The 17712-nt window shown below is 35.8% G+C and carries 15 protein-coding genes; 10 read left to right on the top strand and 5 right to left on the bottom strand.

What is annotated here, in order from left to right:
* Window positions 1–2: 2 nt before the first annotated feature.
* Complete coding sequence (locus tag H9L23_RS00930) at window positions 3–296, top strand: hypothetical protein (protein ID WP_187593185.1); 294 nt, start codon at window positions 3–5, stop codon at window positions 294–296.
* 90 nt (window positions 297–386) lie between these two features.
* Here the strand turns inward: H9L23_RS00930 and H9L23_RS00925 are convergent, their stop codons facing one another.
* Genes H9L23_RS00925 through H9L23_RS00910 form a run of 4 tightly spaced genes read right to left on the bottom strand, consistent with a single transcriptional unit; the run spans window position 387 to window position 6385 of the window.
* Entirely contained in the window at window positions 387–1778 is a 1392-nt protein-coding gene (locus H9L23_RS00925) for a RagB/SusD family nutrient uptake outer membrane protein (RefSeq protein ID WP_187593184.1), read from the bottom strand.
* 11 nt (window positions 1779–1789) lie between these two features.
* Window positions 1790–2338, bottom strand: a complete 549-nt coding sequence (locus H9L23_RS00920; protein ID WP_187593183.1) for a hypothetical protein — start codon at window positions 2336–2338, stop codon at window positions 1790–1792.
* Between the two features lie 5 nt (window positions 2339–2343).
* Complete coding sequence (locus H9L23_RS00915; protein ID WP_187593182.1) at window positions 2344–4950, bottom strand: SusC/RagA family TonB-linked outer membrane protein; 2607 nt, start codon at window positions 4948–4950, stop codon at window positions 2344–2346.
* A gap of 4 nt (window positions 4951–4954) precedes the next feature.
* Window positions 4955–6385 (bottom strand): TlpA family protein disulfide reductase, encoded by a 1431-nt coding sequence (locus H9L23_RS00910; RefSeq protein ID WP_187593181.1) that lies wholly within the window; start codon window positions 6383–6385, stop codon window positions 4955–4957.
* A gap of 641 nt (window positions 6386–7026) precedes the next feature.
* Here H9L23_RS00910 and H9L23_RS00905 point away from each other — a divergent pair.
* The gene (locus H9L23_RS00905) at window positions 7027–7407 is read left to right on the top strand and encodes a helix-turn-helix domain-containing protein (RefSeq protein ID WP_187593180.1); all 381 of its coding nucleotides are present in this window, start codon (window positions 7027–7029) and stop codon (window positions 7405–7407) included.
* 59 nt (window positions 7408–7466) lie between these two features.
* Window positions 7467–8198: a LytR/AlgR family response regulator transcription factor gene (locus H9L23_RS00900; protein ID WP_187593179.1), complete on the top strand. Its 732-nt coding sequence runs from the start codon at window positions 7467–7469 to the stop codon at window positions 8196–8198.
* A 16-nt stretch (window positions 8199–8214) separates the two neighbouring features.
* Here H9L23_RS00900 and H9L23_RS00895 read toward each other — a convergent pair whose 3' ends face one another.
* Entirely contained in the window at window positions 8215–8358 is a 144-nt protein-coding gene (locus H9L23_RS00895; protein WP_187593178.1) for a hypothetical protein, read from the bottom strand.
* Window positions 8359–8448: 90 nt separating this feature from the next.
* On the opposite strand from H9L23_RS00895, the gene H9L23_RS00890 reads away from it, so the two are divergent.
* From H9L23_RS00890 to H9L23_RS00860, 7 genes are all read left to right on the top strand, one after another.
* The gene (locus H9L23_RS00890; RefSeq protein WP_187593176.1) at window positions 8449–9549 is read left to right on the top strand and encodes a sensor histidine kinase; all 1101 of its coding nucleotides are present in this window, start codon (window positions 8449–8451) and stop codon (window positions 9547–9549) included.
* A gap of 867 nt (window positions 9550–10416) precedes the next feature.
* On the top strand, window positions 10417–11223 hold the full coding sequence (locus H9L23_RS26805; protein WP_187595371.1) for a class I SAM-dependent DNA methyltransferase: 807 nt from the start codon (window positions 10417–10419) through the stop codon (window positions 11221–11223).
* A gap of 47 nt (window positions 11224–11270) precedes the next feature.
* Window positions 11271–11810: an SAM-dependent methyltransferase gene (locus H9L23_RS26800; protein WP_262892378.1), complete on the top strand. Its 540-nt coding sequence runs from the start codon at window positions 11271–11273 to the stop codon at window positions 11808–11810.
* The gene (locus tag H9L23_RS00875; RefSeq protein WP_187593174.1) at window positions 11807–13441 is read left to right on the top strand and encodes a restriction endonuclease subunit S; all 1635 of its coding nucleotides are present in this window, start codon (window positions 11807–11809) and stop codon (window positions 13439–13441) included. Before H9L23_RS26800 ends, H9L23_RS00875 begins: the two co-directional genes overlap by 4 nt.
* Window positions 13442–13443: 2 nt before the next feature.
* Window positions 13444–15147, top strand: coding sequence for a restriction system-associated AAA family ATPase (locus tag H9L23_RS00870; protein ID WP_187593172.1), 1704 nt, complete (start codon window positions 13444–13446; stop codon window positions 15145–15147).
* A 1-nt stretch (window position 15148) separates the two neighbouring features.
* The gene (locus tag H9L23_RS00865) at window positions 15149–16336 is read left to right on the top strand and encodes a hypothetical protein (protein ID WP_187593170.1); all 1188 of its coding nucleotides are present in this window, start codon (window positions 15149–15151) and stop codon (window positions 16334–16336) included.
* Between the two features lie 83 nt (window positions 16337–16419).
* On the top strand, window positions 16420–17673 hold the full coding sequence (locus tag H9L23_RS00860; protein WP_187593168.1) for a phospholipase D family protein: 1254 nt from the start codon (window positions 16420–16422) through the stop codon (window positions 17671–17673).
* Window positions 17674–17712: the final 39 nt, after the last annotated feature.

Raw genomic sequence — 17712 nt, 5'->3', positions numbered from 1 at the left:
TTATGCGTATTAAAAGCATTCATTTATTTGTTTTGGCCATCGTAATGGCTGCAACAACTGCATTTGTGTCAACAGGAAGTTCACACGAAAGATTGACCCGTTATTATTATTACGATAATGATGGAACTGGCCCGAACGCTCAGGATTGGCATACTACCGAGCCTAGTTCTTCACTTGAAATCGAATGTTTACCGGCGTCTACGATTTGTTCAGCTGATTTCGACAAGCAACCTGTCGGTAGCCCAGTATCCAATGGTGCTATTGCCACGAATGTAGACAACGGATTGTATCAATAATCAATTTCGATTGGAAACAATTTCCCAAATTTGGTCATAACGAACCACTGGCCAATGAATTAACAGGGCCCAATGAGGGCCCTGTTAATTTTATCTAGGGTTTTGAGCAATATTATGGTAAGCCAATTCACTCAACGGAATTGGGAAAACATATCTTGGGTCTCCGGCTGGTAGGATGTAAGTTACTCCCTCGGCCGTTTTTTGAATGGATTTTGAAAATCTCGAATCAAGGTTTAGCCTCCTCAAGTCTCCCCATCTTAGCCCTCGTGCCAAAAGTTCCTTTCTTCTTTCTCTTAAGATTGTTTCAAGCACCTCATCAGCAGATATAGATGTAACGGGAATATATGTGCCTGTTTTGTATCGCTTTACTAAAAGTGTATTAAGATCGGCAGTTGCACCAGCAAGATCTCCTAATCTAGACCTACACTCAGCTCGTATCAAAAACATTTCATTTGTTGCTGACCCAGAAAAAAGATAGCTGTCCCCAGAGTACGAACCTTTAAAGGTATAAATCCCGTTCCCTCTATTATTGAAAAAAATAGCTTTCCTCAAATCATTGACATCATACATCGCAAAGAGAGTAGAATTAACACTATTTTGGGTAGAGGTAGTGAATACATTTAAAATCAGGGAAGAGTAATAGATAATTTCTTTGTTTCCTGAAGTTAGCGCAAGTGGGAATGAGCGTGTAGAGGTCGTGCTTAAAGTATTGAAATCAATAAGGTTGCTATTTGCGCTGAGTGCATTATCCGCTTCCCTTAGTGCATCCCCATATTTCTGCATTGAAAGAAATACCCTAGCTTTCAATGCACTCGCCGCGGCCTTGGATGGCCGGGTGAGATACGTTGTGGTTTGTGGCAGGAGTGTCGAGGATAGCTCAAGATCTTCAAGTATCTGACTATATGTTTGTCCGAGAGGCCCCCGTTCATACCTTTTTGTAACATCAGCGCTCAGAGGTATTGGTACACCCGGTGAACTTTGAGCATTTGAAGGTGTGTAGACTTCACAGAAAGTTTGCGAAAGGTTATAAAGGGCCTGCGCTCTAAGAAAAAGTGCCATTCCCTTCAAGCTAGTATAACTATCTTTCTCTTTGTCCGAGGGAACAATTTTCTGGAGGCCTTCAAGTACAACATTCGTATAAAGAATTTGACGATATGGATATTCCCATTCAAGAGAAAACATTAGCAAATCCTTACTCCATAAATATGAATCCCGCTCATAACTTTGCAGCGATTTTAAACCTACATCGGATATTGTAAAATCATCAGATGCAGCCTGGTTCAAAGACGGCCCGACATTTTGAACAAAAAAACGATAATTATCCAATAGGGCCTGAAGTTCGGATATTGTTTGAGGAATAACAAGAGCATTATTTGGTTTTTCCTCCAGAAATTTTTTTTCACATGATGCCAGAAAGAAAACTGGTAAAACTAAATTGGCAAATATAAAGGCCTTGTATATTTGTTTAGTTGAATTTTTCATAATTTTAAATATTAAAGGTCCGTTCTAAAACCAAAGGCAACCATCATTGGCGCTTTTGTTAACTGATAATCAGGATCAATTTTGGATTTACTCTTCTGCCAGATAATCCCTAGATTGCTTACATAACCGTAAACTTGCAATCTCTTTATAGGATTTGGTGCCATTTTTTTTAATGGCAATTCATAAGAAACATTTATGTCCTGAAGCCTAATATGATCACCGGATTCTACCAGTACATTCGAATATTTGTAAAATTCATCTCTAGCAGCATTTCCTACTATAGGAACACTTGGAACTGAAGTGCCTATCTCATCGCCAGGTTTTTGCCATCTGAGAGAATAATCGCTGTGTCCACCGAGTCCGCTTGCAGTACCATATTGTATTGAGTTCCTATAAAAATAATAGCCAAATCTGTAGGTTATATTAACTGATGCCGACCATGCACCGTAAGCAAAGGTGTTAATTATCGAACCGTATACAGGAGGCCTTGCAGGACCATTATAAATTAAATCATTAAGGGTTGATGAGGCAATAATCTTGGCGTAATCCTTTGTTGCCATTCCGTTCAAGTACCCGATAGGATCTCCTGTCTTGGGATCAAGTCCCCCCATGCATAGCTGGATATTGAATTGATTGGCTTTCCCTCAACTGGAAGTATTCCTCCACTCAGATAGGCAGAATTGAGGGTGCCTAAGGGATAACTGGTCACTCTATCTTCAGCCACACTAAAAAGGAGATTTGTATTCCATCTCATTTTACTTTTAACGTTAATCGTATTCAAGATAATGTCTACACCATATCCTTTGGTGTTTGCGGAGTTGCCACTGAAAACTGTTATTCCAGATGATGAGGCTATCGGTGTCGTTCCCAAAAGATCCGATGCCCGTTTAGAATAATACTCAATACTACCACTAACTCTTCCTCCTACAAATCCGAAGTCGACACCTGAGTTCAACATTTTAACCTTTTCCCATCGTAGAGTTGGGTTAGGCGGATTTTCGATTTGGGCAAATGGAAGTTTTGTAGGAGAAGCTGTTCCAGTTGAATAAGTCGCAGTGGTGTAAGCGGATAGATTTTTGAAGACATTTCCGCTATGACCATAGGTCAGCCGTAACTTGAGATAGGGCAAAAAGGAGACTTTATAAAACTCCTCGTCGCTAATGTTCCAGCCTAGCCCAGTAGAGTATAGCGGAACACCTTTTTGATTTGCGTCGACACCAAACAGATTACTTTGATCAAGCCTTGAACTTGCGGAAAAGATATATCTGTTTTTAAAAGTATAGGAGGCATTAACAAAGTACGAGAGATATCTGTCTGTCAACCTTGCTAGATTATCTGAATACGGGATCCCAGCATAGCTAGTTGGATCGTAGGATTGTGGAAAGATGGAAAAGTAATCTACAGGCGATCCTTTTACGTACTCTTCATTGTACCCATAGGTAACATTTCTCCTACTGTTTGTACGGAGCTGTTTCACCTCAGCACCTGCAATCGCAGAAACTGCATGCTTTAATAAAAAAGTCTTATCAAAATTAACCTGGCTTCTAAAATTGTTACTTATACCCGAACTAAGGTTATTATCAAGAATACCACCAATGGGAATCGGCCTGGTTAGCGTACCATTTGCATTTACAGAGGTAAATGAGTTAACAAGGTTACGTGTGTAGTAAGAGTTTTCCCCCTGTAGGTTATTCTGCTCTGAAGTACTTTTCGCAAACTGGTATTGCAGAGATACAGATAAAAAATCCGCGATTTTGTAATTGGCCATGGTGTTAACACGAAACTCTGAATTTATTGTGCTGAATGAGTTTTGTCCAATATCATCAATAGGATTGTAGCGCCAGTTCACAAACCCCTTGGCCTCCATAGCCTCCATAAAAGAATTTCTATAGCCTCTATTTATAACCTGGGAAATTCCATTTTCATCGACAAGTCTTGCGTAGGGATAGCTCGTTATAATTCCCTGGTTATTGTTAGAAACATTTCCCTGCAAAAAGCTAATGCCAGAGACAATTTCCAGTCGATTTTTGAAAAACGAGTTTGTTTGATTTGCATTTAGTGTTATTCTTTGGTCACTATTATTAATTTGATTGGCCTTATTTTTATCATATCCAGCTGAGAGGTAATACAAGTGATTTTCGCTACCTCCATTTATACTTAATTGGTATTGTTGGCTGATACTCGTCCTATAAACATACTTCTCAATATCATTTCTGACGTCATAGGATTTTAGCGCCTCGATCTGACTATCCGCATCGGCTGATGTGATTTTACCATCTCGTTTTGCGACAAGAAGTTCGATTACCGGAGTTAAAGAGATCTGAGATATAGATGTTTCTGCATTTTTATAAAAACCCGAGGAAAAAAGATTTTTCTCAATTTCAATGAAATCTGCTGCGGACATAGATTTACCATAAAACGCATCCGGTTTCTCGCCTATTTGCACTGAACTGCTTAGGGATATCTGTGGTGCTGAATTTTTGAAGCCCTTTTTACTATTGATGACAATTACACCATTTCCGGCTCTAGCTCCCCATATAGAAGCTGCTGATGCATCCTTCAAAATTGTAATGCTCTCCACATCATTCGGATTTATAGTATTCAAATCTCCCTCAAACGGAAAATTATCTAGGATAACAAGCGGTGAGGCATTTCCAAACAAAGTACTTTTACCCCTTATACTGAGGGTACTGTTCGAGCTTGCATTTTTATTGGCAAGCAAGCCAGAAGTAACGTCTTGGATTCTACTTATAATATTGGTAGATACACTGCGTTCTAACATTTTCTTATTCAATTGAACAAAAGATCCTGTCGCCCTCTCTTTTGGAATTGTCTGATAACCAGTACTCACTACTGTAACATCATCAAGTTGGCTGTTCTTTTCCGTTAAAGAAAACTCGATAACCTTAACTGATGGAACAATCAGTTCAACTGACCTGACGTTATATCCAGTAAAACTTATCTCTGCCTTATGCTTTCCATTTGGTAAGCTCAAAATGAACATCCCTTGAAGATCTGTTTGAACAATAATTTTCTCTTCATTTATTCGGACTAACGCCCCTGCCAGGGCCTTTCCATCTTCGGTGGTTACCTTACCACTGAAAGAGGCTTGAGCGCTAACATTGTTCAGATAGAAAATACCTGCAATCACTAAAGTTAAAAATTTCATCATGTTATTATTTTTTCTCGTCCCGTTGTAAATCCCTTAATCTATCAGCTCCCCCGTTCCTGTCATAAATGACAAGAACATCTATCCTTTCATACCGCTCTTCAAGCGCTAACCCAAAAGTCTTTAGCGCGGCATTAAGCGAAGTGACATCCTTCAAATCAGCCTGTATATCTAAGTCGATTGGATATGTAATTCCTGTCCTATCAATAATCTTAGGCTCATTTTGCATATACTTGAAATCCAAATTCATTATTAGGAAGTCAAGTGTGCTATTTTGCAGTTTGAAACCAAAGGGATTGAATCCCTGGATACTTTCACCACCTTTACTTTTCAGCAGATTATTTTTTTTAATGGTTTTAACAAGGGCCAAGCACTTGATCCGCTTTTTTTTTATTTCCGTATAGTAATTGGGAAACATTTGATGTAAATCCTTTCGTATGGCTTCCTCATAATTTGCGCCCAGCTCATTTGGAATTACTGTTTCGTAGCAATAGGCATATTTTTCTAGCCATCTATATGCCTGCAAACCTTTTGGCATGATGTACAAGTTGGAGTCAGATAAATTGTATATTGTATTTTTTAGACCAAAAGAAGGATAAGAGGCCGCAAATAGTTGAGGGATGGATAAATTCCTTAATAGTACTTTTGTTCCATAAGGATAATCCCATTTCCTGTTCAACCCTGGGTGGATACCAGGAATATATGAGGTTAAGAGGCTATGGTATATCAGGTGTTCACTCTTACCACCATTTCCGTCGATTAATAGTGGCTTATCCCGGTCAAAATTCAACATTACGTCGTTTTTGTTTTCCATCTTCTGCCCGAGGTCGTTTAATATCGCGTCAATATTTTTAGAGGTTACATCCTCATAGCTGGTAATTGCCTTTACGGTTCCGTCGCGGTCTATCCAAACATAATGGGGAATCGATTTATATGGGAACATTGATGAGAGATCTTTGTCGTTTACAAGTTTTGGCAATCTGAATTTCATGCCTATTCTTTTTTCTTGTAAGGGAAGCCATGATGTGATAGTCTGTTCATCCTGATATGTCACAGGTACAATTTGAATCCGTGAGTCAAATTCTTGCTGTAAGTTTTCCATATTCGGCATCATTGCCACGCAAGGGGCGCACCATGTCGCCCAAAAATCTAGAATGACAAGTCTTCCTTTGAATTTTGATAGATCTTCCTGCTCGGTTTTTCCCTGAGAATATATCTCATGTTTTTTCGTCCAGAAATCTGCAGGTATCTTATCTCCTACAGATAACTTTTTAGCGGTTTGTTGAGCATTGGATACCAATACAAGTATGCAAAACAGAAAGGTAAGTATTTGTTTTGGTCTGTTAATAAGCTCTTCAGTTCCTAGGTAAGTTGGTTTCTTTACCCATAAAAAAAGGCATGGCAATGCCCTATCGATAAAAAATATCGTTTTTTTCATTGTGATTGGTTTAGTTAGTTGATTAAGAAATTAAATGAGGAAACTCAAATATTGAAGAAACTAAGGCAGGTGCATTATTAAAGAACCTATTTTTTATCATTAACCATTAGGGTTACCTGCCTTAGCCTGGCATCCTATTCAGGAGAACAGATTACCAGGCTATTTAGAATGATGAATGACCATCCGAGAATAAAGAAAACAGATATCCGAGGGTCTATAAAATAGCCCAGAAATAAGCATGTAATGCTGAAATAAAAAGGAATGTTAATTTCAATTGCTTTCATGGTTAATCTGTGTTAACCGAAAGTAAAACGGAAAAGGGCCGCCTTTACGCTTTATTTGAAGTGAAGGTGTAGGACCACCACCGCTTTGCAGCGGCCGAACTCAAATAAAGCAGGCGACCCAAATCCGTATGCTATACAAAGATAGCATAGGAATTGAGTTTTACCTACCTCTCGTGTTCGAACGTCCTACTTTTCACCACAAGTTCTTTCAGTAATTACTCAATCCAATTAATGGATGTATGATTTTTTATCGTTTTTCTATATCGTTAATTTTCTTAAGGCTAAGATACAAAACATTAACCAAATCCACAAGTGGAGTTGACTTAAATCATCAAAATCAGTCACTTGCGGATGTAAATGGTAGCCACAGATGACGAGTTATTTTTTGTTGAAATCTCACACTTAGATTTCCTATTAATTGAAAGAGTTAAAGCTTTAAGGATAGCTAATAAAATGACTCAACTTCAATTAACACAAAAGATGAAATTAGCTGATGGATTTGTTTCAAAAGTTGAGACATATACCGAACGAGCCAAATACAGCATAAGACACATTCACTTGTTAGCTAGCGCTCTCAATTGCACGATTCAAGATATCCTCCCTTTAGAGCAACCGCAATATGATATGGTCAGGTTAACTCTAAAAAGGACGAACAAAATTAACAAAGACGGTTCCATCTCCCAGAAGAAAACAACTGAGGTAATAAAAATCGAACCAAAAGAAGAATCACAACGTTAATTTGAAAATGCAAAGTAATTGAGAGGTCAATGAGGACTGAACAATTTAAACTTTGACATATGGAACAATTACGTTGCGTCGTTATCGACGATGAAAAACATTCTATTTCTATCTTATCAGATTATATAGAAACAAATCCAAATCTTACTTTAGTCAAGACCTATGTAGATCCTCTGGTAGCCCTATCTGAAATTAGCATAAAGGATAAGATCGACTTTATCTTTTTAGATATAGACATGCCTGATATTACTGGTATTGAACTTGCAAAAAAACTGGTAAATAGAGCTAGGTTTATAGTATTTACTACGGCATTTACCAAATATGCAGTAGAAGCTTTTGAGGTGGATGCATCCCGTTATTTAGTCAAGCCCATATCTAAACCCAAGTTCATAAAAACTGTCTGGGACATCCTTGAATCTGAAACAAAAAAAATAGAAAAATCTAAACAATCAGGAAGGAAATTTTTCTTCGTAAGTATTGGCGACAGGGGGCAGCGGCTGAAAATTAAAAAATCCAAAATTCTGTTTTTTGAAAGCGAAAAGAATTATATCAATATCGTCACAGAAGAAACTAAATACATGGTTTATCTGACAATGAAGGAGGTAGAAAAAGATTTCTGGGGAACACTTTTTTATAGGGTACATCGATCATTTTTTGTCAATGCAGAGAAAGTGGAGAAAGTCATTGGAAATACGCTAAAAATGGGCGCATATATTGTTCCAATGGGCAATAGTTATAAAGATAGCTTTAATGAATTTTTAGAACGAAAAACCTTAAGATCCGGCCGGTAATCTTATTGCCTTCAGTCTACTTTTTCAATGCAACGAAAGTTTCTGTTGCAATAACCGTAATACTGGAATTGGTTGGATCGGTTGATGACAACCTCTGGTTTTTCTGCGATTTAAAAACAAATGCTGTTTTTTTAATCAGTTTTTGAGGGATGTGTTTCATGTTTTTTATTTTGAAACTAGCCCTATTAGATATGGTAAAAAAAGTTATTACACCGTGATAATATGGAGTTACACCAATACAGTTTATAGCATGACAAAGAAAATTTTTGAGTGGTCAAAAACCCAGAGAATCCATCTAATTGGATGGTCGCTTTTTATCTTTTTTGAAATAACGCTTATAGGTCTTGCGGCAGGAGCATTTGGCAAACCATTAAATTATTTGCTCCACTATGTTTTAAACATCATCCTCTTTTATACAAATGCACATTTGGTTCTGGCCAAAAGCTTTAAGAAAACAAATTCGTGGACAAGGGTATGTTTTTTGATGCTGATCCAGATAGGTTTATATATATTTTTAAGATCCATCCTTAATTATATTTTATCCGATTCTAGTAAGGAGTTTAATGTAGTTACCATTGTTGAAAATTATAGAAGCTTCTTCCAATCGTTATGGAGAGGACTGTTCTTTATTGGCCTTTCATGCTTTTACTATTTATTTATAGAATATAAGGAAGAGCGAACCAAACGTGAGAAGGCAGAAAAGCAAGAATACTTAAATAATATTCGAACGAAGGAAATGGAGAACGAATTGAATGTTGCTCAATACGAATATCTGAGGGCTCAGATTAACCCGCACCTTTTGTTCAATACATTGAGTTTTTTATATGATAGTGTGCGAAAGTTCAACGAGGATGCAGGCCAGGCAGTACTCAATTTGGCTGACCTGATGAGATTTAGTCTGGAAACACGTGAATCCCCAGAAGAATTTCCGAGGTTAGAGGAAGAGATTAATCAAATTCACAATTTAATTTCACTCAACAAGATCAGGAAGAATCAGCATCAGTACATTGATCTTTCATTTTCCGAGGAGGTGAAAAATTTTCGCTTCATTCCATTAGTTATAATAACATTAATGGAAAATATGCTCAAACATGGAAATTTGAAAAAGCCTGACCAGCCCGGATCACTAAATATTAATTTAAGCGACGGAGAACTGTCAATAAAAACCACGAATCTCATAAATACTAAAATCCACCAATCAGGTTTTAATAAGGGGATGGAGAATATTAGAAAAAGGCTTAGTTTAGCATATAGTGATAAGTTCACTTTTTCGTATGAGAAACGGGATGAAATACATTATGATGTAACGTTAGTTTTAAGGCTCTATAATTTGCCGAATACAAATCTTTGAAGTTGCCTGGACTAATGCTTTGAGAACCCCGAAGATACTTAAGAGTAATTCTTGCTACTTCTCCACTGATGTGATGTATTAAGCGAGCATTTTGAACCTTACAAGTCTTTGAGAAAATAACTACAAAACATCTAAAAGGAGAAAACGAGAGCATTTTGGATAAATAAGTAGAATAATCATGAGGAGCTTATAAAACCCAAAAAAGGTTTTGCTAAGAAAACGGCATTTCTGTAAATAAGTGACAGTCTTTTGTTGAAGGGATTGAATGGAAGTGCATGCTTTACCTGTTTAGAATAGTTCAAGCTTATGACATTTCTCCTGAACGTAAGCAGGCTTGGTTCCAGCGTTCCGACAAAAAAGTTAGGAATTTTAATTTAGATGCGCTATATTAATTTAGGATAAAGAAAATCATCCAAATAATGTGTGCTAGATTAGATTAATAGAACAAAAACTACCCTGCATTCCGTAGGAAGTGTGAATGTTTTGCCTTTCGTGGTTCATCGTTGGCTCAAAAAAACCTCAGAACATAGTTACAAGTCGTGCACTTAGTTCTTTGAAGAAATGCGGTCGAATTGGCAACATAATTGCTTTCAATAGCTAATTCAAAAAAAGGTTTGGCCCCAAGATACAGTGCCAGAAAGCTAATTATCAAATGCTCATACAACTTCTCATTTATTAATAAGATTCAATTACATATTTTATATCTGGATAGTGATGTTCGCCTTTATACGACAGGGAAATGATATGAATTGTAATTTACAAATTAGAATCTTTAGTTGCTTAAACCTCAAAGCACTACGCTGCAAGTAACCAAAGAGCCTTTTTTTTGGAAAAAAGTATCCTATATTAGCATAGAATTTAAATTGAATGTATTTAGTAAATAAGCTTTGGGGGTTTTGTAACAAGTTACGGCATGATGGGGTAGATCCAGCGGATTATATTGAACAATTAACCTACCTTTTGTTCCTTAAAATGGCAAAAGAGAAAGGTGTTATAGTTCCAGAAGGCTACGATTGGCCATCATTAGTCCTAAAAACTGATGGTGATGTAATAGCACACCTAGAGAGTATTTTTACAAAATTAAATCTTGAACCAGGTATTTTAGGAGAAATTTTCGCTGAACCTGTGTCACGGGTTAAAAATCCAAAAATATTAAAAGAGCTTATCAAAGAAATTAACAATATTAACTGGAGTGAATTCGACGGTGATATTGTTGGGCTCGCATTTGAAGAATTAATTGGAAAAGTAGCAAATGAGGGTAAAAAAGGTGCAGGGCAATACTTCACACCTAGACCTCTAATTCAAGCTATCGTAAACGTAGTCAAACCAAATCCGTTTGAAAGTAAAAAATTTAAGATAGGTGATGTTGCGGTCGGAACGGCTGGATTTTTGATTGTAGCATATGAATGGCTTAAAGAAAACATCGACATTGAAAAATTAAGTCTCTCTGATAAAAATAGGTTGGTTAATCAAACATACTTTGGGCAGGAATTGGTACAAAGACCGAGGAGATTAGCGTTGATGAACATGTTTTTACATGGGATAAATGCGAACATTGCACTAGGTGATACAATTTATGGACCGCAAGATAACAATACTTTTTCTTGCATTTTGTCTAATCCCCTTTTGGAAATAAGGGTGCGAATCAAATCCCAGATAGAAATTTCCCTGTAAAAACCAGTGATAAACAGCTAAATTTTATCCAACATATCATTGAAAATTTGCAACCAAATGGTAGGGCCGCAATCGTGTTACCAGATAGTTGCCTGTCCAGTGAAGCGGCAAAGAAAATTTGGGCTTTTTATTTAGATCCTACTAAGAAATCCAGCACACAATGTAATTTGCATACAATTTTGAAACTTCCTGATGGAGTTTTCGCTGCATATGCAAACGGTGTTAAAGCATGTGTGATCTTTCTTCAAAAAGGAACAAAAACAGATAGTGTTTGGCTTTACGATATGAGAAAAAACATTAAAAAGTTCACTACAAAAAGTAATCCTTTGAGAATAGAACATTTTAGTGATTTTCAACAATCTTTTGGATCTGATCCTAATGGAAAAAACCAACGAATTGAAACGGAACGTTTTAAACCACATCCTATTGAAGAGATTGTAGCTCGTAAATATGACATATCTTTTGTTGAAATGTCACAGCCTAAGACTTATCAGATGCCCAACGAAATAATCGATAAAATGATAGCTGATTACAAAATGAAAATAATAGCTTTAGAGTCATTAAAAGATAACTTAACTTCGCGATGATCGTCAAAAAAAACTGGCAGACAGTTCCACTAAGGCAGTTGGTAATTTCCCAAAAAGGGAAAAAACCTCAATGGATTGCAGAAAAAAGATTTGATGATAGCGTGCCATATTTGGATATCGAAACTTTGGAACATGGAGAAACACTCAGGTATTCTGATCAATATTCAACTACTATAGCTACTAGCAATGACCTATTGATCGTTGCAGATGGTTCAAGGAGTGGCCTAATCTTTCGAGGCGTTGATGGAGCAGTTGGATCCACAATTTTATGCCTTACTCCTATCAAGATCAATAGTGCTTTTCTATTCTACTTCCTGAAATCCAAGTATTTTTTCTTAACGTCAAATAAAACAGGGGATAGCATTCCGCATCTGAATACTGAACTATTTTTTGATCTTCAAGTACCTTTCCCACCTATTTCGGAACAATTAAAAATTGTAGAAAGCCTAGAATCGTCTTGGTTAGAATTTGAAAAGGAATTTAACTCTCACAATTTCGAAAGCGAAAAATCATTAAAGAAAGAGTTACATTTTTTAGATAAGCATGCGTCGGTAAACGAAAACGATTATTCTTTAAAAGGTTTCAAAAACTCATTGTTCAGTTTTTTTTTTAAGGACAACACACTATTTCCGAATGCTAGATTTAATAGTGGTGTTAAATTAAAAGAAGTTGTTGATTCTATTGACTACGGTACTGCAAAGCCTATGGGAACACAACCTATCGGCACACCTATTTTAAGGATACCAAATTTGAAAGATTTTTTTATTGATCAAACCAACCTCAAATACGCAGTTTTAACCGAAAGTGAATACGGTAAGTTAAAACTAAAAAAAGACGACATTCTTTTAATTAGATCGAATGGTAGCATAAGCTTATTAGGAAAGTCATGCCTAGTTACTGAAAAGGAAATAGGCATGGGATTCGCTGGCTATCTATTACGTTTAAGAGTTAAGAGTGAGATGTTAAATGCAAAGTATCTTAATTATTGTTTGCACTCACCGGAAATAAGATCTCAAATAGAGAGTATAGAAAGATCAAGCAGTGGTGTTAATAACATTAATACCAAGGAAGTTTTAAATCTAGAAATTAATATCCCTGACCTAAAGTATCAGGTTAAAATTAGCGAAAAAATTGAAATTCTTTTGGGAAGCATAAATAAGGCAGAAGTCGAAAATTTCAATTCAAAAAACAATTTAGAAAATCTCCAAAACGCCATTCTAGACAATGCCTTCTCTTCAATTGCGAATGATCATGGTGAAAATGTTGACGACCAATTGTTGGCTGAGATATTATCAGAAAAAGGAAACTTTGAAAAGAAGCTAAAAGAATTTAAGAAAGTCCAGTCAATAAAAGCAAATGAAATGTTTATGAGCTCAAAAGATCAAACTAAGATTATTGAACATATTAAGAAATTTACTCTTAAGGAGTTTGGAGATAAGAAAGACACACTTTCTGAAATACAGATTAATAAAATCAAAGAAGATGCTATATTAAGTTTCAGAGATTTCGACTATGACGATTTTTCTAGCATTTTTCTCGAATTAACACAGGATAAAATTAACAAAAATGACCCAGATCCATTCTTCACAACAACAAAGCAAGATGGCAAAATAGTTATAAAGGTAAGATAGTTATGAAAATACAGGGCCTTAAATTGTTTAATAATAAATATCGTGGATTAGAAAAATTTGACAAATTATTCCCGAAGCATATCTTATTAAAAAATCATATAGATCCTATTTGTTTAGTAGGATTAAATGGAAGTGGGAAGTCGAATTTTTTAGAACTAATTGCCGATATTTTCTATGACTTGGAAATATTCTTTTTGTACGAAAGGAAGAATAAATTATACATTAAGGACAGTCCTAAGTATTTTGCGTTTGCGAACAAAAATCAAGACCCACTATATTTTGAACTTAGATATAAGATAAATGTTTGGAATGAAAGCTCGAATCAAAGCGAGCCGTGTGAAGTAGAAATTTCAAGACACATTCCAACCGGGCGAAATAAAAAAAAGCCTGACCCAGAGTTTAGGATAAAAATAGATGAAGAATACAAAGTAATTGATATCGACGATGCGCGAAAATACCTTCCTCTAATAGTTGGTTATACCTCAGGCTTAAACGATCTCCTAAGCATGCCTTTCATTGACCTACAAGATTTTTATGCTCAACAAGTTGCTAATGTTGCTAACGTAAACAGTAAGAGTAAACTTATTGATTACGGTGACCAAGAAATAGTTTCTCCAAATCTAATGCTACTAAACTATGATTCTAATGCAGCGATTGTTGTATCCAATCTAATGTTAGCCGATAGCACAAAACTATCAACTGTCAAGGAGACACTAAGAATTAGCAAACTTAATACTTTCAGAATTGTAATCCGGTGGAATAAACTCTATACTGGTAAGAGACTAGAAGTTACGAAGGAATTACAGAAATACATTAAGGATTTAAGTGATTGTGCTATCTTAAAAGAAATCAAACGAGAATCAGCAAACGATGAGGTTCACACGTTAGATTTTGTGTGCAACACAGATACCAAAGAATTATTCAAAGAAAAATTTGAATCACCTCAAAAATTATTTGAGGCATTAACTAAGCTTAACTTGTTGAATACGCTCTGCATTCAAAAAACTCAACGAGAAAAGCTTAGAAAAAAAAGGGAGAAGGGGCAACTAATTAAGTTTCCTCAAATCGCAACTCTAGATAAAATCTTCAGTATAGAAAAAATTGAACTTGTATTATGTTTGAACGAAGACAATCTGGTCAGGACTGAATACGAAAAAATCAGTGATGGGGAGCATCAATTTATACATATTATTGGTGGTATATTATTATTTGATGAAAAAAATCCGAAACGGGACATACTATATTTATTGGATGAACCGGATACTCACTTCAACCCATTGTGGAGAAGTGATTTCTTTTATCAACTGGAAGAGATCCTAGAGAATAAAGATGTTGAATTCATCCTTACAACACACTCGCCATTTATACTATCAGATTGCCATGGTTATAATGTATTCAAGTTTAGTAGAGAAAAAGACAAGGTTTTGTTTGATAGAATTAAAAATGAAACTTACGGTAGCACGTTTGAAAATGTTTTGGAGAATATTTTTCATTCCGAAAAGGAAAAAGATAAGCATTTTAATAATCAAATGGCAAAATTATCATTCACAAGAATTGAGCATATCCATACAAAAATTGATAGTGCCGTGAGTATTGCCGAATTGGAAATAATCTCGAAGGAAATTAAGTTGCTAGGAGAATCCATTGATAGGCTAGAGGTGCTTAAGCATTTTTCAGATAAGGAACTTGAACTAACTAAGCAATAATATGGTTTTTTATCTAAAGTATCACTCTCATGATATCGAAAAACTCCATCAACTTATTGGAGAGTTTTTCAATAATGTTTACAAAAAAAATATAACAGTTTTTGACACCTCTCTTTTACCAACCTGGTACCTTACCACTCCTAATAGAATGGTTTCGATGGAAGGTGAACTGACAAAATTCCTCAATTTTCCGGAAACAGTTAAAAATGAAATTATAGAAGCATTTTTGGTCTGCGAAGACGTAGAAGCTTTGTTTAGCTGTGAGCAAGCAACATATGTTCATCAACCCGTTGCCTTGGATTTTAGAAAGCTCAAAGATGACGGTACGGTTGACAATTCTATCGAACGGTATTTAATCTCGTTATTTGTTGATACACTTTACGAAGGTCAGCTGGGAAAAAAAGATAGCACGTTTTCAAAAAAAATCGGCTCAAATATTGGAAGTCATTATTTAGGACTTAAGAATGAGTCAAGCTTTTATGATGAAGATTTCAACCTGTGCCCATTCTGTGGGATCGAACCATTAAAGCTTTTAGAATCCGAAGGTCGTCCAGACTATGATCATCTCCTACCTAAAGGCGATTCGTTATACATCTTTAGTGCCATTAACATCAAAAATTTGATTCCAATGGGTGACCACTGCAATTCTAAAAAAAGTTCCAAGAATTTACTTTTCACAGATGTAAACCGCACAGTAAAAACAATAGCTTTTTACCCTTATAGTTTATCTCCGAATCCGTTTGAACTTTATAATATTGAGCTATCCTGTACTGACACCCCCAAGTTCTCAAATAGTTGGAAAGGTAATTGGAATATTGACATAAAACCAAATGACCCACTCGATACTATAACCCTTGCCAAAATTTCCAGTTGGGACAGAGTATTTAATATCAAAGCTAGGTACTGTGAATATATTCAAGATCATCTTAAATCGATCATAAATAAAATTTTAAAAACAATCGACTCTTCAATAAATGACTTATTGAATGAGGTTAAAACAAAGCTTCAATATAGGTTAGACAACTTTTATAAATATGAATATTTATTCGTTTCAACGGAGGAGGGACTGATTCCTACGAGAAACTTGATATTGTGGTTTTTGTCAAATGACAACTTTTTGATGTCTTATCTTGAGCAAAAAAAGAAAATTCAAGCAAATGATATAGACATGAGTATGTTAGAACTTTAGAAATCTTATCAAAAACAAATGATTTACTCATTCTAAAACAATTAACCTTTTGTCCTTATAGCTAACAAACCTCTCATTTTCAAATGTATATCAGCAATCTTGAAGAAAATATTTCTGAAGAACTCAAGTTAGCAGAAGAAATATGGATCGCGGTAGGACTTATATCCATCAATGCACTTTCTCCTCTAGAACATCTAAATGCGCAAATACATATCCTTGTAGGAATTGACCTTCCAACACCGCCCATTGTACTTAGACGACTCCTTGAATGGGCGATCCAAGGTAAGGTAAAATTCAAAGTATATACTCTCGAAGGCACTTTTTTCCATCCAAAGGTATATATATGGAGAAAAGGTTCTGTATTAAAGGCCTATGTTGGTTCAGGAAATATGACTAATGGAGGTTGGAAAAATAACGTTGAGCTTTTTTGGCAGATCGAAAAGGTTTTGGAATGCCATAAACTTGTAAATTGGTTCGGCGTGAATATGGCAATGGGTATAGCGATCGACGAAAAATTTATCAAAAACTATGAAATGCAGGTGTTCAAACCTAGTAAAGATCCCAGCATTGCTCATCGTAAAAGGCTTCGAAATTTTAAAATAAACTATGAAAGTGATTATGATTTCTATTTCCGAAAGGAGGACTTCGATGCCTTCACTCACGAACGTGCTATTACAGATAACCTAACAGCGAAACAGGCGAGAAAAATAGTTAACCGAAAGTTACTTGCGTTACATTATAGGATTTTCCCAAAATTGCAAGAGAAAGGGGTTGATTTACATCACCACCATAAGAGCCAAAATATCGTCTCCAGTTTTGCCCACACAGCTAGGAATAGTAAAACCCTAAATGGTATGTGGCTATATTATGGGAAATCCCCTGACGAGGCCGCTGCTCACCCCGCAAAAAATGATACCGAAAAGAGCATGAATAATCATGTCCGCTTGCAGCTGATCATTCGAGAAGATACAGTGGGCATTTGGTGTGCTGTTGGAAAGGGAGGTGGCAGCAGGATCGACCGAAATTATTTCCAAAGGAAAATGGAAGTTGAAAAAAATCAACAATATTTCTTTTCGTTACTTAAAACCCTTGGCGACGAATATTTCGTCGAACTGGCAGGTAAACAGCCTTATTTCTTAAAGGATATCAAAACACCCCAACAACTTTTTCACATTATTGTGCAAGATCGAGGTAATCTGGAATATTATTTCATTATCGGAATGAATGTTTTACCCAATGATGAACGCCTGCTTGATAACAGACTAGAATCATTTGTACTTAAAGAGTTTGAAAAGCTATTTCCAGTTTATAATTTTTTCAAAGCTCCAGTTAAATAATTTTTGCCTCAATAATTAATTCTAATACTATTAAAAATT

The sequence above is a fragment of the Pedobacter roseus genome, from assembly GCF_014395225.1.
GTDB lineage: Bacteria > Bacteroidota > Bacteroidia > Sphingobacteriales > Sphingobacteriaceae > Pedobacter > Pedobacter roseus.
Note: the sequence above shows the minus strand (reverse complement) of the source record. Positions and strands in the feature narration are given on the sequence as shown.

What these genes read in the sequence shown, in the direction of transcription:
- H9L23_RS00890 (WP_187593176.1), top strand. Translation starts at nt 8,449, where the DNA reads ATGACAAAGAAAATTTTTGAGTGGTCAAAAACCCAGAGAATCCATCTA.
- H9L23_RS00900 (WP_187593179.1), top strand. Translation starts at nt 7,467, where the DNA reads ATGGAACAATTACGTTGCGTCGTTATCGACGATGAAAAACATTCTATT.
- H9L23_RS00925 (WP_187593184.1), bottom strand. Translation starts at nt 1,778, where the DNA reads ATGAAAAATTCAACTAAACAAATATACAAGGCCTTTATATTTGCCAAT.
- H9L23_RS00895 (WP_187593178.1), bottom strand. Translation starts at nt 8,358, where the DNA reads ATGAAACACATCCCTCAAAAACTGATTAAAAAAACAGCATTTGTTTTT.
- H9L23_RS00905 (WP_187593180.1), top strand. Translation starts at nt 7,027, where the DNA reads ATGGTAGCCACAGATGACGAGTTATTTTTTGTTGAAATCTCACACTTA.
- H9L23_RS00865 (WP_187593170.1), top strand. Translation starts at nt 15,149, where the DNA reads ATGGTTTTTTATCTAAAGTATCACTCTCATGATATCGAAAAACTCCAT.
- H9L23_RS26805 (WP_187595371.1), top strand. Translation starts at nt 10,417, where the DNA reads ATGTATTTAGTAAATAAGCTTTGGGGGTTTTGTAACAAGTTACGGCAT.
- H9L23_RS00860 (WP_187593168.1), top strand. Translation starts at nt 16,420, where the DNA reads ATGTATATCAGCAATCTTGAAGAAAATATTTCTGAAGAACTCAAGTTA.
- H9L23_RS00870 (WP_187593172.1), top strand. Translation starts at nt 13,444, where the DNA reads ATGAAAATACAGGGCCTTAAATTGTTTAATAATAAATATCGTGGATTA.
- H9L23_RS00915 (WP_187593182.1), bottom strand. Translation starts at nt 4,950, where the DNA reads ATGATGAAATTTTTAACTTTAGTGATTGCAGGTATTTTCTATCTGAAC.
- H9L23_RS00910 (WP_187593181.1), bottom strand. Translation starts at nt 6,385, where the DNA reads ATGAAAAAAACGATATTTTTTATCGATAGGGCATTGCCATGCCTTTTT.
- H9L23_RS00930 (WP_187593185.1), top strand. Translation starts at nt 3, where the DNA reads ATGCGTATTAAAAGCATTCATTTATTTGTTTTGGCCATCGTAATGGCT.
- H9L23_RS00920 (WP_187593183.1), bottom strand. Translation starts at nt 2,338, where the DNA reads ATGGCAACAAAGGATTACGCCAAGATTATTGCCTCATCAACCCTTAAT.
- H9L23_RS00875 (WP_187593174.1), top strand. Translation starts at nt 11,807, where the DNA reads ATGATCGTCAAAAAAAACTGGCAGACAGTTCCACTAAGGCAGTTGGTA.